17 protein-coding genes are annotated in these 14,130 nt (G+C 70.1%); 7 read left to right on the forward strand and 10 right to left on the reverse strand.

Annotated elements, in window-relative coordinates; translation table 11 throughout:
- Window positions 1-4: 4 nt before the first annotated feature.
- Complete coding sequence (locus tag AC0L6Y_RS06170; RefSeq protein WP_473557937.1) at window positions 5-1,603, forward strand: ABC-F family ATP-binding cassette domain-containing protein; 1,599 nt, start codon at window positions 5-7, stop codon at window positions 1,601-1,603.
- 11 nt (window positions 1,604-1,614) lie between these two features.
- Here AC0L6Y_RS06170 and AC0L6Y_RS06175 read toward each other — a convergent pair whose 3' ends face one another.
- From AC0L6Y_RS06175 to AC0L6Y_RS06185, 3 genes are read right to left on the reverse strand one after another with little or no spacing between them, the layout of a single operon-like run.
- Entirely contained in the window at window positions 1,615-2,448 is an 834-nt protein-coding gene (locus AC0L6Y_RS06175; protein WP_473557945.1) for an SURF1 family cytochrome oxidase biogenesis protein, read from the reverse strand.
- On the reverse strand, window positions 2,445-2,678 hold the full coding sequence (locus tag AC0L6Y_RS06180) for a hypothetical protein (RefSeq protein ID WP_473557952.1): 234 nt from the start codon (window positions 2,676-2,678) through the stop codon (window positions 2,445-2,447). Before AC0L6Y_RS06180 ends, AC0L6Y_RS06175 begins: the two co-directional genes overlap by 4 nt.
- The gene (locus tag AC0L6Y_RS06185; protein WP_473557958.1) at window positions 2,675-2,959 is read right to left on the reverse strand and encodes a DUF3099 domain-containing protein; all 285 of its coding nucleotides are present in this window, start codon (window positions 2,957-2,959) and stop codon (window positions 2,675-2,677) included. The genes AC0L6Y_RS06180 and AC0L6Y_RS06185 overlap by 4 nt, the downstream gene beginning before the upstream one ends.
- Window positions 2,960-3,017: 58 nt before the next feature.
- Between AC0L6Y_RS06185 and AC0L6Y_RS06190 the strand changes: the two genes are divergently transcribed.
- On the forward strand, window positions 3,018-3,725 hold the full coding sequence (locus tag AC0L6Y_RS06190) for a beta-ketoacyl-ACP reductase (protein WP_473557964.1): 708 nt from the start codon (window positions 3,018-3,020) through the stop codon (window positions 3,723-3,725).
- Here AC0L6Y_RS06190 and serB read toward each other — a convergent pair.
- Entirely contained in the window at window positions 3,722-4,363 is a 642-nt protein-coding gene (serB, locus tag AC0L6Y_RS06195; RefSeq protein ID WP_473557971.1) for a phosphoserine phosphatase SerB, read from the reverse strand. The two genes, AC0L6Y_RS06190 and serB, sit on opposite strands and share 4 nt — an antisense overlap.
- A gap of 52 nt (window positions 4,364-4,415) precedes the next feature.
- Window positions 4,416-5,654 (reverse strand): glucose-1-phosphate adenylyltransferase, encoded by a 1,239-nt coding sequence (locus tag AC0L6Y_RS06200; RefSeq protein ID WP_473557977.1) that lies wholly within the window; start codon window positions 5,652-5,654, stop codon window positions 4,416-4,418.
- Window positions 5,655-5,699: 45 nt separating this feature from the next.
- Here AC0L6Y_RS06200 and glgA point away from each other — a divergent pair, with 45 nt between their 5' ends.
- The 3 genes from glgA (at window position 5,700) to AC0L6Y_RS06215 (ending at window position 8,014) form a co-directional block, all read left to right on the forward strand.
- Window positions 5,700-6,884: a glycogen synthase gene (gene glgA, locus AC0L6Y_RS06205; protein ID WP_473557985.1), complete on the forward strand. Its 1,185-nt coding sequence runs from the start codon at window positions 5,700-5,702 to the stop codon at window positions 6,882-6,884.
- Window positions 6,885-6,896: 12 nt separating this feature from the next.
- Window positions 6,897-7,682: an ABC transporter ATP-binding protein gene (locus tag AC0L6Y_RS06210; RefSeq protein WP_473557992.1), complete on the forward strand. Its 786-nt coding sequence runs from the start codon at window positions 6,897-6,899 to the stop codon at window positions 7,680-7,682.
- 77 nt (window positions 7,683-7,759) lie between these two features.
- Window positions 7,760-8,014 carry a type B 50S ribosomal protein L31 gene (locus AC0L6Y_RS06215; protein WP_473557997.1) on the forward strand — a complete coding sequence of 85 codons (255 nt, stop codon included), beginning with the start codon at window positions 7,760-7,762 and terminating at the stop codon, window positions 8,012-8,014.
- Between the two features lie 160 nt (window positions 8,015-8,174).
- On the opposite strand, the gene AC0L6Y_RS06220 is transcribed toward AC0L6Y_RS06215, so the two are convergent.
- The 3 genes from AC0L6Y_RS06220 to treS are packed head-to-tail and all read right to left on the reverse strand — an operon-like array spanning window position 8,175 to window position 11,025.
- Window positions 8,175-8,588 (reverse strand): NUDIX hydrolase, encoded by a 414-nt coding sequence (locus tag AC0L6Y_RS06220; RefSeq protein WP_473558002.1) that lies wholly within the window; start codon window positions 8,586-8,588, stop codon window positions 8,175-8,177.
- Window positions 8,573-9,259 (reverse strand): exonuclease domain-containing protein, encoded by a 687-nt coding sequence (locus AC0L6Y_RS06225; protein ID WP_473558009.1) that lies wholly within the window; start codon window positions 9,257-9,259, stop codon window positions 8,573-8,575. The genes AC0L6Y_RS06220 and AC0L6Y_RS06225 overlap by 16 nt, the downstream gene beginning before the upstream one ends.
- Before the next feature lie 35 nt (window positions 9,260-9,294).
- Window positions 9,295-11,025 (reverse strand): maltose alpha-D-glucosyltransferase, encoded by a 1,731-nt coding sequence (treS, locus tag AC0L6Y_RS06230; protein WP_473558015.1) that lies wholly within the window; start codon window positions 11,023-11,025, stop codon window positions 9,295-9,297.
- 39 nt (window positions 11,026-11,064) lie between these two features.
- Here treS and AC0L6Y_RS06235 point away from each other — a divergent pair, with 39 nt between their 5' ends.
- Together AC0L6Y_RS06235 and AC0L6Y_RS06240 are read left to right on the forward strand one after the other, a co-directional pair.
- The gene (locus AC0L6Y_RS06235) at window positions 11,065-11,967 is read left to right on the forward strand and encodes an alpha/beta fold hydrolase (protein WP_473558020.1); all 903 of its coding nucleotides are present in this window, start codon (window positions 11,065-11,067) and stop codon (window positions 11,965-11,967) included.
- Window positions 11,968-11,971: 4 nt separating this feature from the next.
- On the forward strand, window positions 11,972-13,063 hold the full coding sequence (locus tag AC0L6Y_RS06240) for a glycosyltransferase family 4 protein (protein WP_473558025.1): 1,092 nt from the start codon (window positions 11,972-11,974) through the stop codon (window positions 13,061-13,063).
- Here AC0L6Y_RS06240 and AC0L6Y_RS06245 read toward each other — a convergent pair.
- Both AC0L6Y_RS06245 and AC0L6Y_RS06250 read right to left on the reverse strand, forming a co-directional pair.
- Window positions 13,032-13,493 (reverse strand): YbaK/EbsC family protein, encoded by a 462-nt coding sequence (locus AC0L6Y_RS06245; RefSeq protein ID WP_473558032.1) that lies wholly within the window; start codon window positions 13,491-13,493, stop codon window positions 13,032-13,034. The genes AC0L6Y_RS06240 and AC0L6Y_RS06245 overlap by 32 nt on opposite strands.
- Window positions 13,490-14,125, reverse strand: coding sequence for a histidine phosphatase family protein (locus AC0L6Y_RS06250; RefSeq protein ID WP_473558035.1), 636 nt, complete (start codon window positions 14,123-14,125; stop codon window positions 13,490-13,492). Before AC0L6Y_RS06250 ends, AC0L6Y_RS06245 begins: the two co-directional genes overlap by 4 nt.
- Between the last annotated feature and the right edge of the window lie 5 nt (window positions 14,126-14,130).

The raw sequence follows: 14,130 nt of genomic DNA on the forward strand, positions 1-14,130 counted from the left end.
CACAGTGCTCGCCGTGCAAGACCTCGAAATCCGTGTGGGGGCCCGCCTCCTCATGGAGGAGGTGACCTTCCGAGTCGATAAGGGGGACAAGATCGGGCTGGTCGGCCGCAACGGGGCGGGCAAGACGACCCTGACGAAGACGCTCGCGGGGGAGACCGTGCCGAGCGGCGGCAAGATCGATCGCCACGGCGAGATCGGCTACCTGCCGCAGGATCCGCGCTCGGGAGATCCCGAGCAGACCGCTCGCACCCGCATCCTGGACGCGCGCGGACTCGGCAGCCTGGTGATCGGCATTCAGCAGGCCACCGTCGACATGGCGAGCCCGGATGCCGCCATCAGCGAGGCCGCCATGTCGCGCTACGCGAAGCTCGAGGATCGCTTCCTCGCCCTGGGCGGCTACGCGGCCGAGGCGGAGGCCGCGGCGATCGCCTCCAACCTCGCGCTCCCGGACCGCATCCTCGATCAGCAGCTGAAGACGCTCTCCGGCGGTCAGCGCCGCCGCATCGAGCTCGCGCGCATCCTGTTCTCGGGCGCCGACACGATGATCCTCGACGAGCCCACCAACCACCTCGACGCCGACAGCGTCGTCTGGCTCCGCGAATTCCTGAAGCAGTACCAGGGCGGCGTGATCGTGATCAGCCACGACGTGCACCTGGTCGAGGAGGTCGTCAACAAGGTCTTCTACCTCGACGCCAACCGGCAGGTCATCAACGTCTACAACATGGGCTGGAAGCACTACCTGCGCCAGCGCGAGGCCGACGAGGATCGCCGCAAGAAGGAGCGCGCCAACGTCGAGAAGAAGGCGACCGCGCTGCAGCTGCAGGCGGCGCGCTTCGGCGCCAAGGCCTCCAAGGCGGCGTCGGCGCACCAGATGGTCGCGCGCGCCGAGAAGATGCTCTCCGGCCTGGATGAGGTGCGCGCCGCCGACCGCGTCGCCAAGCTGCGCTTCCCCGACCCGGCCGCGTGCGGCAAGACGCCGCTCGCCGCCAGCGGGCTCAGCAAGAGCTACGGCTCGCTCGAGATCTTCACGGCCGTCGATCTCGCGATCGACCGCGGCTCGAAGGTGGTCGTGCTCGGGCTGAACGGTGCCGGCAAGACGACGCTGCTGCGCATTCTGGCGGGCGTCGACAAGCCCGACACCGGGCAGGTCGAGCCGGGGCACGGTCTGCGGATCGGCTACTACGCGCAGGAGCACGAGACCATCAATGTGAAGCGCACCGTGCTGCAGAACATGGTGGCCGCGAGCCCCAATCTCACCGAGACCGAGGCGCGCAAGGTGCTCGGCTCGTTCCTGTTCACCGGTGACGACGGACACAAGCTCGCCGGGGTGCTCTCCGGCGGCGAGAAGACCCGCCTCGCACTCGCGATGATCGTGGTGAGCGGCGCGAACGTGCTGCTGCTCGACGAGCCGACCAACAACCTCGACCCGGCGAGCCGTGAAGAGATCCTCGGCGCCCTCGCGGGCTACGCCGGCGCCGTGGTGCTGGTCAGCCACGACGAGGGAGCCGTGGAGGCCCTCAACCCGGAGCGCGTCCTGATCCTGCCCGACGGGGTCGAGGACCACTGGACTCCGGACTACGCCGAGCTGATCTCGCTGGCCTGAGCGGCCGCGCGCTACAGCCGGTCGAGGATCGCGTCCTCTTCCTCCGCATCCGCCGAGCGCGGCCGTGCGGCGCGGGCCGCGGCCTGCTCCGCGACGGGGAGCGCGGCGATGCGCCGCTCGCGCCGGTAGGCCCACACCAGCCCGACGATGGCGATCACGCCGAACAGGATCCACTGCAGGGCGTAGGAGGCGTGCGGCCCCTCGTCGGCCTCCGGCTTGACGGCCAGCGCGGGGCTCTCGGCGGGCGCCGGGTCCTCGCTGGCGAGCAGGCCGTACATGCCCGTGTAGACCGCCTGCGGGACGAGCTCATCGATCGCCGGCAGCTCGATCGTCGCGATCTGCCCCTCGGGGGCTCCGCGGCCGGGGATCTCGGGCTCGCCGAGCTGCAGGCGCACGATGACCTCGACCTCGCCGCCCGGCGCCGCGGGCACGAACTCGGGGAGCGAGCCGGTCGCCGCGAGCGGGAGCCAGCCGCGGTCGACGACGAAGACCTCGCCGCTCTGCAGCTGGAACGGCACCAGCACCTCGAAGCCGGGCAGGCCGTCCTGAACGCGGTTGCGCACGAGCAGCTCGTACTCGGAGAGGTACTCGCCGCGCAGCACGACGGGCAGCCACTCGAGCTCCTCGTCGGCGGTGTCGAGCGTCGGCAGCACCCGCTCGACGGCCTCGGCGGGCGCGTCGTAGTTGGTCTCGACGCGCACGATCTCGCCGACCGCTTCGTCGCGGCGTGCCCACTGCCACCACGACAGCAGTCCGCACGCGATCGCGAAGATCACCACGAACGCGACATACCCGCCCCAGCGCTGCACCCCCGTGGGGGCCGAGGGCTGCCTCGCCTCGCTCATGCGCGGTCCGGCACGAGCTCGGGAACCTCGTCGAGCGCGGTGACGAGTGTCGGGAATCCCCGCGTCGTCAGATAGTCGTCGAGCGTTCCGCGGTGGGCGTCGCAGGCCAGCCACACCTTCACGCGGTCGGCGCTGTGGATGCGGGGATTGCGCCAGTTCACTCGCCAGACGGCCGCGTCGCTGCACCCGGATGCCGAGCACCGGACGGCGGTCTCACCGAAGCCGATCACGCCGACTCGTTCGACGGGGGCGTCACGCGAACCACGACTCCGCCGGGCGACTCGATCGAGCCGGACTTCGTGGTCGTCGAGTTCGCGATGAGCACGGCGAAGTACGGCAGGAACACCGCGCCGAGCACAGGAATGACGACCCACCAGCCCGGAACCACGATGCAGAGAATGATGCAGACCACCCGGATCGCCATGGCGATCGTGTACTTGATCATGCGTCCGCGCCGCTCGTCATCCGGCGACGGCGGGAGCATCGTGATCGTGGGGGCAGAGGTTCGCATGGCTGACTCAAGCCTACGCGCGTCGTGGCATCGTCGTCGGCTCGGTAGGCTCCCAGATATGACTACGCGCACCATCCTCGTGACCGGCGGCAACCGCGGCATCGGCCGCTCGATCGCGGAGGAGTTCGTGGCCCAAGGCCATCGCGTCGCCGTCACCGCGCGCTCCGGCGAAGGCCCCGAGGGAACGCTCACGGTGCGCGCCGATGTCACCGACAGTGCGGCCCTGGACGCCGCCTTCACCGAGGTCGAGGAGAAGCTCGGACCGGTGGAGGTCGTCGTCGCGAACGCCGGCATCACCCGCGACACGCTCCTCATGCGCATGAGCGACGAGGACTTCGAGCAGGTCGTCGACACCAACCTCGGCGGCGCGTTCCGCGTCGTCAAGCGCGCCAGCAAGGGAATGCTAAAGGCTCGCTTCGGCCGCATCATCCTCGTCTCGAGCGTCGTCGGCCTGTTCGGCGGCGCCGGTCAGGTGAACTACTCGTCCTCGAAGGCGGGTCTCGTCGGCATGGCGCGGTCGATCACGCGCGAGCTCGGCGGCCGCGGCATCACGGCGAACGTCGTCGCCCCCGGCTTCATCGAGACCGACATGACGGCGGAGCTGCCCGAGACGCAGCAGGCCGAGTACAAGAAGTCGATTCCGGCGGGCCGCTTCGCGCAGCCTTCCGAGGTGGCCAAGGTGATCGCCTGGCTCGCCTCCGACGACGCCGGCTACATCTCGGGAGCCGTCATCCCGGTGGACGGCGGACTCGGCATGGGCCACTAGGCCCGCGGGAGCCCCAGCAGCGGCAGCACGAGCGCCAGATCGCGCTCGTCGAGGATCACGTGCGCCTCGTCGCGCACCGGCGCCTTGGCGTCGAAGCCGATCGCGAGCCCGCAGCGCGCCATCATCTCGAGGTCGTTGGCGCCGTCGCCGATGGCGACGGTCTGGGCCAGCGGGATGCCGCGCGCGGTCGCCCACTCCTCGAGCGCGTGAGCCTTCGCCGCCGCATCCACGACGGGCGGGATCACGGCGCCGGTCAGACGTCCCTCGGCCACCTCGAGGCGATTGGCGCGCCACTCGTCGAGTCCGAGCTGCGCCGCGATCGGGTCGACCACCTCGTGGAAGCCGCCCGAGACCACCGCAACGGCGCCGCCGGCCGCCTGCACACCGGCCACCAGCTCGGGTACTCCGCGGGTCACCGTGACGCGCTCGCGCACGCGCGCGATCGCCTCGGTGTCGAGCCCCGCGAGCGTCGCGACGCGCGAGCGCAGGCTCTGCTCGAAGTCGAGCTCGCCGTTCATGGCACGGAAGGTGATCTCGGCGACCTCCTCGAGCACCCCCGCCTCCTCGGCGAGCAGCTCGATCACCTCCTGCTCGATCAGGGTCGAATCAACGTCGAGCACAACGAGGAAGCGGGCCATGCAGGGGAGCCTTCCGGAAGCGGCGCCGGATGCGGCATCCGGTCAGAGCGAATCAGCTGACGGGGAGGCCCTTGCCGACCACGGTGATGCCGCTCTCGGTCACGGTGAAGCCTCGCGCGCGATCCGCGTCGTGATCGACACCGACCGTCGCGCCGGCTTCGACCACCACGTCCTTGTCGAGGATAGCGCGCTGCACGATCGCTCCCGCCCCCACCGTCACGCGGTCGAAGACGACCGAGTCGACGACCTTGGCGCCGGACTCCACGCTCGTCCACGGCCCGAGGACGCTGCGCTCGATGTGACCGCCGGAGACGACGCAGCCGAGCGACACGATCGAGTCGATGATCGTGCCGATCGCGTTCTTCTCGTCGCGAACGAATTTGGCGGGCGGCGCGTTGAGCTGCTGACTGAAGATCGGCCAGTCGCGGTTGTAGAGATTGAACACCGGCAGTGCCGAGACCAGATCCATGTGCGCGTCGAGGAACGAGTCGATCGTTCCCACATCGCGCCAGTAGAACCGGTCGCGCTCGGTCGAGCCGGGCACGTCGTTCTTGATGAGGTCGTAGACTCCCGCCTCGCCGCGCGCGACGAAGTCGGGGATCAGGTCGCCGCCCATGTCGTGGCTCGAACCGGCGAGTTCGCTGTCGCGCTCGACGGCCGCCATGAGGGCATCGGCGTCGAACACGTAGTTGCCCATCAACGCCAGGAACTCGCCGGGGGAGTCGGCCAGGCCGACCGCATCCTTCGGCTTCTCGCGGAACGCGGAGATCAGCTCCGGGTTCTCCGGATCGACCTCGATGACGCCGAACTGGTCGGAGAGCGCGAGCGGCTGCCGGATCGCCGCCACCGTCGCCGGGAGGCCCGAGGCGATGTGGGCGTCGATCATCTGGCTGAAATCCATGCGGTAGACGTGGTCCGCGCCCACCACGACGACGATGTCGGGCTTCTCGTCGCGGATCAGGTTGAGGCTCTGGAAGATCGCGTCGGCCGAGCCGCTGAACCAGCGCTTGCCGAGGCGCTGCTGTGCGGGCACCGAGGCGACGTAGCTGCCGAGAAGACCCGAGAGCCGCCAGGTCTGCGAGACGTGGCGGTCGAGCGAGTGCGACTTGTACTGGGTCAGCACGACGAGCTGGCGCAGCCCCGAGTTGATGAGGTTCGACAGCGCGAAGTCGATGAGTCGGTAGCCCCCCGCGAAGGGGACCGCGGGTTTGGCCCGGTCCGCCGTCAGCGGCATCAGCCGCTTGCCCTCGCCGCCAGCGAGCACGATCCCGAACACCTTCTTCGCTGCCATGTCCTTACAGTAGGTCAGCCACCGCGCCTGTACTAGCGTCAAGACGTGCGAGTCGATGTGATTACCAGGGAATATCCACCGGAGGTCTACGGCGGGGCGGGCGTCCACGTCGCCGAGCTCGTCGCCGCCCTCCGCGCCGACGTCGAGGTGCAGGTGCGCTGCTTCGGCGCTCCGCGCGACGAGCCGGGCGTCCAGGCCTACGGCGTGCCCGCCGAGCTGACCGGATCCAATCCGGCGCTGACCACCCTCGGCACCGATCTGCTGATCGCCGGCGACGTCGCGGGCGCCGATCTGGTGCACTCGCACACCTGGTACGCCAATGCGGCGGGGCACCTCGCCAAGCTGCTGCACGGCATCCCGCACGTCGTGACCGCGCACAGCCTCGAACCGCTGCGCCCGTGGAAGGCCGAGCAGCTGGGCGGCGGCTACCGCGTCTCGAGCTGGGTGGAGCAGAGCGCCTACGAGGCGGCCGACGCCGTCATCGCCGTCAGCGACGGGATGCGCGCCGACATCCTGCGCAGCTACCCGGCGATCGATCCGGCCCGCGTGCACGTCGTGCACAACGGCATCGATCTGGAGCGCTGGCACCGCCACGAGGATCCGGCGACGCTGGAGCGCTTCGGGATCGATGCCGACCGGCCGAGCGTCGTCTTCGTCGGGCGCATCACCCGCCAGAAGGGGCTGCCGTACCTGCTGGCCGCGGCGCGCCTGCTGCCGCCGGAGGTGCAGCTCGTGCTGTGCGCCGGAGCGCCCGACACCCCGGAGATCCTCGCCGAGGTGCAGGCCGGCGTCGCCGAGCTGCAGCGGGAGCGCAGCGGCGTGGTCTGGATCGAGCAGCTGCTGCCGCGCAACGAGCTCTCGGCGATCCTGTCCCAGGCCACCACCTTCGTCTGCCCTTCGGTCTACGAGCCGCTCGGCATCGTGAACCTCGAGGCGATGGCCTGCGGCGCCGCGGTCGTCGGCACGGCGACCGGAGGCATCCCGGAGGTCGTCAGCAACGGGATCACCGGCCGACTGGTGCCGATCGAGCAGGTCGACGACGGCACGGGCACGCCGCTGGACCCCGAGCGCTTCATCGCCGATCTCGCGGAGGTGCTGACCGAGGTCACGAGCGACCCCGAGACGGCGCGGCGCATGGGGGAGGCCGGGCGGCAGCGCGCGGAGGAGCACTTCTCGTGGACCTCGATCGCCGAGCGCACGCGGCGAATCTACGACTCGCTCCTGCCGTAGGCTAGGGGCATCATGTCTGCGGTGCTCACGCTCTCCGACCTCGCCGTCATTCGCGACGGCAATCGCATCCTCGACGACATCAACTGGGTCGTCAATCCCGAGGAGCGGTGGGTGATTCTGGGGCCGAACGGCGCGGGCAAGACCACGCTGCTCTCGATCGCCTCGGCGAACATCCACCCCACCGAGGGCTCTGCGGTGCTGCTCGACGAGAAGCTCGGCAAGACCGACGTCTTCGAGTTGCGTCCGCGCATCGGCTTCGCGTCGACCGCGTTCGCCCGCCGCATCCCCGGCGACGAGACCGTGCTCGACGTGGTCATGACGGCGGCCTACGCTGTCACCGGCCGCTGGAACGAGAACTACGACCTCGTCGACAGCAAGCGCGCCACGCGCGTGCTCGCCGAGTGGAAGCTGGACCACCTCCAGGACCGCCGTTTCGGCACGCTGAGCGACGGGGAGCAGAAGCGCACCCAGATCGCTCGCGCCGTCATGACCGATCCGGAGCTCCTGCTGCTCGACGAGCCGGCGGCCAGCCTCGACCTCGGCTCGCGCGAAGAGCTGGTCGGACTGCTGGGCGCCTACGCGCAGAACCCCGAGTCGCCCGCGATGGTGATGGTGACGCACCACGTCGAGGAGATCCCCGTGGGCTTCACGCACGCCATGCTGCTCGCGGGCGGCCGCATCCAGTCGGCCGGGCCGATCGCCGAGGTCATCACCGCCGACAATCTGTCGGAGGCATTCGGCCTGCGCCTCGAGGTCTCCACGAGCGACACGGGCCGTTTCGCGGCGCGTGCGGTCTGAACGGGCCCGCCACCTGGTATAGTCGTCCCTTGGTCCGCTCTGGCCATTCAAGCTTCCATTTACTTCCGAGGTTTCCCATGAAGTCCGAAATTCACCCGGCGTACGCGCCCATCGTGTTCCGCGACCTCGCGAGCGGTGAGACGTTCCTCACGCGTTCGACGGTCACGAGCGACAAGACGATCGAACTCGACGGTCAGACCTACCCGGTCATCAACGTCGAGATCTCGTCCGCCTCGCACCCGTTCTACACGGGCAAGCAGCGCATCATGGACTCGGCCGGTCGTGTCGAGAAGTTCAACCAGCGCTTCAAGAGCTTCGGCGGCTCCAAGTAAGTCGTCCCTCGAAGGCCCCCGCTCCGGCGGGGGCCTTCGTCGTTAACGGCTCGAGAGCCGACCGGGCCCGGGCTGAGCGGTCCCTGGCTGAGCGGTCGGCGCGCACGCGGGCCCGAAGCCCGGTCACGCGCCCGGCCGCGTTCCCGGCCGCTCCGGCTCGTCAGCGAGCGGCGAGGACGAACGGCACGAGGTAGTCGCGGCTGAGCGGCGCCATTGTCGGCAGCGGCCGCGTGGGGTCCCACCAGATCGCCTCGGCGATCTCGGCGGCGATCTCCGGCACGCCGGTCAGCGGCGCCCGGTAGCACCAGGCGTCGAGCGTCATGCCGGGCTCGTTCGCCGCATCCGCGTCGAAGCGCCCGATCTCGGTCAGGTCGGCGGGGGAGAGCACCAGACCGAGCTCCTCCTCCAGTTCGCGCACCAGGCACTCCGCGGGGGACTCGCCCTGCTCGATCTTGCCGCCGGGCTGCATGAACGCGACGGTGCCGTGCTTGCGCACGAAGAGCAGCTGCCCGGCCTCGTTCTCGATGACCGCGGCCGCGATCCGCAGGACGCTCGGGCTCACCGGATCGGCCACCCGCGCGACGCGACGAACGACGGGTCCTTGACCCGGCGCATGTACTCCTCGAAGCTCGCCGCCTGCTCGGCGAACCAGGCCGCCTGGCGGGTGTGCAGCTCACGCGGATCGAGATCGAGCTCGGCGGGGAACGCCTTCACCAGGGCCTGCGCGACCCGCCCGGCGGCGACCGCGTCGGCGCCGGCATCGTGCGCGTCGTCGAGCGCGACGCCGTAGTGCTGCGCGGTGACCTCGAGCGTGCGCTTGCCGCGCCGGTAGCGATCGACGGCCTTGTCGAGCACCAGCGGGTCGATGATCGGGGAGATCGCGGCGAGCGGCGCGACCGTGTGGCGCGTGCACTCGTGCGCCAGCAGCGACAGATCGTAGGGCGCGTTGTAGACCGTGACCGGCGTACCGCCGCCGAGCAGCTCGCGCAGCGAGTCGGTGATCTCGGCCACAACACCGGAGGCGGGTCGGCCTTCGGCGCGGGCGCGCTCGGTCGTGATCCCGTGCACGGCGGCCGCCTGGTCCGGGATCTCGATGCCGGGGTCGGCGAGCCAGTCACGGCGCTCGAGGACGCCGCCCTCGGGATCCAGCACCGCCACGCAGGCCGAGACGATGCGCGCCGTGCGCACATCGACGCCCGTCGTCTCGAGATCGAATACGCCGAGCCGGCCGCCCCAGTTGTTCATGGCACCAGGCTAGGGGGCGCCGCAGACAGCAGCGGTCACCGCGCGCCGCCGCCCTGGAACCGCGCCTCCCCGAGGTGCAGCCAGAAGAAGCCCTGCGAGCCCATCGTCAGCGTCGCCGTCCCGTCCTCGGCGACGCGCGGGAACTCCGCTCCGCCGAACAGGTCGTACAGCGGCTGCCCGGCGAACTCCTCGCCGATCTCGATGTTCACCGCGACCGGGTTGTGGGCGAACGAGAAGACGCACAGCACGCGCTCGGGCGCATCGCCGAACTGGCTGCCCGAGCCCTCGTACTCGCGCACGAAGGCGAGCACCGACTCGTGGTCGGTGCGCAGCACGCGCATCGACCCGAGCCCGAAGGTCGGGTGCTGCTTCCGCACGTGGATCACGTTGCGCACCCAGTGCAGAAGCGAACGCGACTGCGCGAGCTGCGACTCGACGTTGACGAGCGTGTAGTTGTAGACGAGCGACTGCACGACCGGCAGGAACAGCTTGCCGGGGTCGGCGGTCGAGAACCCGGCGTTGCGGTCCGGCGTCCACTGCATCGGCGTGCGCGAGGCGTCGCGGTCGGGGAGCCAGATGTTGTCGCCCATCCCGATCTCGTCGCCGTAGTACAGGAACGGCGACCCGGGCAGCGAGAAGAGCAGCGCGTGCGCGAGCTCCAGCTCGGCGCGGGAGTTGTCGAGCAGCGTCGCGAGGCGACGACGGATGCCGACGTTGACGCGCATCCGCGGGTCGTAGGCGTACCAGCCGTACATCGCCTGCCGGTACTCCTCGCTCACCATCTCGAGCGTCAGCTCGTCGTGGTTGCGCAGGAACACGCCCCACCCGGCGCCGTCCGGCACCTCGGTGGTCTCGGCGAGCACGCGGGTCAGCTCCTGCGCCGACTGCGAGCGCAGCGAGTAGAAGATGCGGGGCATGGCGGGGAAGTCGAAGGCCATGTGGCACTCGGGCTCCTCGTTGGTGCCCATGTACTCGACGACCTCGGAGGGCCACTGGTTCGCCTCGGCGATCATCACCCGGCCGGGGTACTCGGTGTCCATCATGTGGCGCACGGCCCGGATGAACTCGTGGGTCTCGGGCTCGCTCTCGCCGGTGCCGCCCTCCGACTCGTAGAGGTAGGGGATCGCGTCGAGCCGGAAGCCGTCGACGCCGAGGTCCATCCAGAACCGGATGACCTCGAACACCGCCTCGTGCACGGCCGGGTTGTGGTAGTTCAGGTCCGGCTGGTGCGAGAAGAAACGGTGGAAGTAGAACTGGCGCCGCTCCGAGTCGAAGGCCCAGTTGGACTCCTCGTAGTCGGTGAAGATGATGCGGATGTTGTCGAACTTCTCGTCGGAGTCGCTCCAGACGTAGAAGTCGCCGTACGGGCCCTCCGGGTCGAGCCGGGACTGCTGGAACCACTCGTGCTGATCCGAGGTGTGGTTCAGCGGGAGGTCGATGATGACGCGCATGTTGCGCTCGTGCGCCTTGGTGACCAGCTCGCGGAACTCCTCGATCGTGCCGAACTCGGGCAGGATCGAGTGGTAGTCGGAGACGTCGTAGCCGCCGTCGCGCAGCGGCGAGTCGAAGATCGGCGGGATCCACAGCGCGTCGACGCCCAGCCACTGCAGGTAGTCGAGCTTGGAGATCAGACCGCCGAGGTCGCCCGAGCCGTCGCCGTTGGAGTCGACGAAGGAGCGGACCATGACCTCATAGAAGACCGCACGACGGTACCAGTGCGGGTCGAGCGTGAGACCGGGCAGGGTGTGGGGTGCGGTGAAAGACACCGTCCGAGTCTACGAGTGCTCGCGCCTAGGATGGGAACGATGACTGTTCCCGCCCCCCACGCCGACGAGCTGGCCAGGATCTCGGTCCGCGAGAACACCGTTCAGGTGCTGGGAAGCGCGACCCGCTACTGGGAGTACGGTCCCGCGGATGCCCGCGACACCATCGTGATCTGCCACGGCTACCGCGGCGACCACCACGGTCTCGAGCCGGTCATCGCGCTGCTGCCGGAGGTGCGCGTGATCGGGCCCGATCTGCCGGGCTTCGGCGCCTCGACCCCGATGACCGAGCGCCCGCACGACATCGCCGGCTACGGCGACTGGTACGCCGGATTCCTCGACGCGCTCGACTTGCGCGGTCGCGCGATCGTGCTCGGGCACTCGTTCGGCTCGATGGTGACCAGCCACGCGGTGGCGGCCGGGCTGGAGACGCCGGCGCTGATCCTCGTGAACCCGATCTCGAGCGATCCGCTCACCGGGGCCGGTGTCGGAATCACGCGGCTGACGAAGTTCTACTACGACGTCGCGCGCCGGCTTCCCGACCGTCTCGGCCGGGCGCTCCTCGGCAGCTGGCTGATCGTGCAGTTCATGAGCATGTCGCTCGTGACGACCCCGGATCGCCGGCTGCGCCGCTGGATCCACGAGGAGCACCACCGCTACTTCAGCGGCTTCTCCGACCCCGCCACGGTCGCCGAGGCGTTCGACGCCTCGCTCAGCACCCAGGTCGGCCAGGCCGCGCCGAAGGTCGCCGTCCCGACGCTGATGATCGCCGGGGGAGTGGACCGCATCACTCCCGTCGAGGGTCAGCGCGAGACGGTGCAGAAGTTCCCGGATGCGCGCCTGATCGTGCTCCCCGAGGTGGGGCACCTGATCCACTACGAGGCGCGCCAGGAGGCGGCCGCGGCGATCCGGGAGTTCCTGGCCGAGCAGCACGACCGGGCCTGATCGGATGAAGCTCGTCATCGACTGCCGCTACACGCGGCTCGGCCATCACGACGGCATCAGCCGCTACGCGGCGCGCGTGACGGAGGCGGTCGCCCGTCGTCATCCGGTCACGATGCTGATCAGCGACGAACGGCAGCTCGAGATGCTGCCGGATCTGCCCTGGGTGAAGATCTCCGCGCCGACGAGCGTGCGCGAGCTGTTCGTCGCGCGCCAGGTGAACCGGCTGAACCCGGACGTCGTGTTCACCCCGATGCAGACCATGGGCTCGTGGGGGCGCCGCTACGGGCTCGTCCTCACGCTTCACGACCTGATCTACTACCGCAACCGGACGCCGCCGCGCGATCTGCCCGCGCTGATCCGGCTGCTCTGGCGGCTCTACCACCTGGCCTGGTGGCCGCAGCGGCTGCTGCTGAACCGCGCCGATGAGGTGGCGACCGTCTCGGAGACGAGCAAGACGCTCATCGAGCGGCACCGGCTGACCCGGCGGCCGATCACGGTGGTGCGCAACGCCGCCGACCCGGCACCCGACACGCCGCGCTCGGCCCCGAGCGGCGACGCCGTCCGCGAACTCGTCTACATGGGCTCGTTCATGCCCTACAAGAACGTGGAGACGCTGGCGCGCGCGCTGCACGAGCTGCCGGACCACCGCCTGCACCTGATGAGCCGCATCGGCGATGCCGACCGGGCTCGGCTGACGGAGCTCGCCCCCGAGGGCGCGCTCGTCTTCCACCACGGTGCGAGCGACGAGGAGTATCAGGCGGTGCTCTCGCGCGCGACGGCGCTGCTCAGCACCTCCCTCGATGAGGGATTCGGGATTCCGCTCGTCGAGGCGATGTCGCTCGGCACCCCGGTCGTCGTCAGCGACATCCCGATCTTCCGCGAGATCGGCGGCGAGGCCGCGCGCTTCGTGCCGCCGACGGATGCCTCCGCCGTCGCCGCGGCGGTGCGCGAGCTCGCCGACGCCGACACCTGGGCGCGCGCGTCGAGCGCCTCCCGCGCGCAGGCCGCGAACTTCGACTGGGACCGCAGCGCGGCCGAGCTGCTCGAGCTCGTCGAGCGGGTCGTCAGTCGACGCGCAGCACCCGGGCGCCGCTGAGCTCCACCAGGCGCGCGGGCGCGATCGGGAACACCGAGTACGCGCTGCCGGCGGCGGCCCACAGCTCCTCCAACTCGAGGAGCCCCTCGTCGACCAGGGTGCGGATCGGCTCCGGATGCCCGAGCGGCGGGACCCCGCCGATGCTGTAGCCGGTCGCCGCCTTCACGAGCGCCGCATCCGCCTTGCCGATGTCCGCGCCGATGCGGGCGCCGAGCGCGGCGGTGTCGACGCGCCGCGGACCCGAGACCAGCACGAGCAGCGGCTCGCCGTCCGCGACGAAGACGAGGCTCTTCACGATCGCGGCCACCTCGCAGCCGATCGCGGCCGCCGCCTCGGCCGCCGTGTGCGTGCTCTCGTCGAAGAATCGGACCTCGGGCTCGAGCCCCTGCGGGGCGACGGCGGCGAGAAAGCGCTCGGTGGCGGCGTTCACGTGAGCTCCCGATCCCGCGCCTCGACGGCGTTCTGCACGCTCAGGGCACCGGTGTCGGCGCCGATCGACTCGAACTCGATCGGGTCATCGAAGGCGATCAGTCGCAGCGTGCCGTCGATGACGCGGAAGCTGTGCACCGAGCCGTTGGTGATCATGCCGTGCGAGATGCCCGGCTCGGCGACCGAGAGCGCGGCGCGGATCGCGCCGCCGTGGCTCACGACGACGAGCGACTGCCCGAGACGCTGACGAGCCAGCTCGACCAGCGCCGGCACGACGCGTTCGGCGACCTCGTCCCGCGACTCGCGACCGGGCACGTGGGTTCCCTCGGGGAACCGCTCGTCGACCTCGTGGAAGTTGAGCCCCTCGGCCTCGCCGTAGTTGCGCTCGATCACCCCGTCGTTCAGCTCGGGCCCGGGCAGGCCGAGCTCCTCCGCGATCAGGCTGGCCGTCTCCCGGGCGCGCGACAGCGGGCTCGAGAGCACCGCATCCCAGCGACGCCGGGCGAGCAGCGCCCCGGTCGCGCGCGCCTGCGCCCGACCCGTCTCGTTCAGCGGAATGTCGGTGCGACCCTGGATCCGGCGCTCGCGATTCCACTCGGTTTCGCCGTGGCGGACAAGAAAAAGCTCGGTCACAGAAG

This window comes from Pseudolysinimonas sp. 10J20-29 (assembly GCF_055809595.1).

What these genes read in the sequence shown, in the direction of transcription:
- serB (WP_473557971.1), bottom strand. Translation starts at nt 4,363, where the DNA reads ATGGCCCGCTTCCTCGTTGTGCTCGACGTTGATTCGACCCTGATCGAG.
- AC0L6Y_RS06225 (WP_473558009.1), bottom strand. Translation starts at nt 9,259, where the DNA reads ATGAACAACTGGGGCGGCCGGCTCGGCGTATTCGATCTCGAGACGACG.
- AC0L6Y_RS06190 (WP_473557964.1), top strand. Translation starts at nt 3,018, where the DNA reads ATGACTACGCGCACCATCCTCGTGACCGGCGGCAACCGCGGCATCGGC.
- AC0L6Y_RS06210 (WP_473557992.1), top strand. Translation starts at nt 6,897, where the DNA reads ATGTCTGCGGTGCTCACGCTCTCCGACCTCGCCGTCATTCGCGACGGC.
- AC0L6Y_RS06215 (WP_473557997.1), top strand. Translation starts at nt 7,760, where the DNA reads ATGAAGTCCGAAATTCACCCGGCGTACGCGCCCATCGTGTTCCGCGAC.
- AC0L6Y_RS06200 (WP_473557977.1), bottom strand. Translation starts at nt 5,654, where the DNA reads ATGGCAGCGAAGAAGGTGTTCGGGATCGTGCTCGCTGGCGGCGAGGGC.
- AC0L6Y_RS06175 (WP_473557945.1), bottom strand. Translation starts at nt 2,448, where the DNA reads ATGAGCGAGGCGAGGCAGCCCTCGGCCCCCACGGGGGTGCAGCGCTGG.
- AC0L6Y_RS06185 (WP_473557958.1), bottom strand. Translation starts at nt 2,959, where the DNA reads ATGCGAACCTCTGCCCCCACGATCACGATGCTCCCGCCGTCGCCGGAT.
- AC0L6Y_RS06235 (WP_473558020.1), top strand. Translation starts at nt 11,065, where the DNA reads ATGACTGTTCCCGCCCCCCACGCCGACGAGCTGGCCAGGATCTCGGTC.
- AC0L6Y_RS06240 (WP_473558025.1), top strand. Translation starts at nt 11,972, where the DNA reads ATGAAGCTCGTCATCGACTGCCGCTACACGCGGCTCGGCCATCACGAC.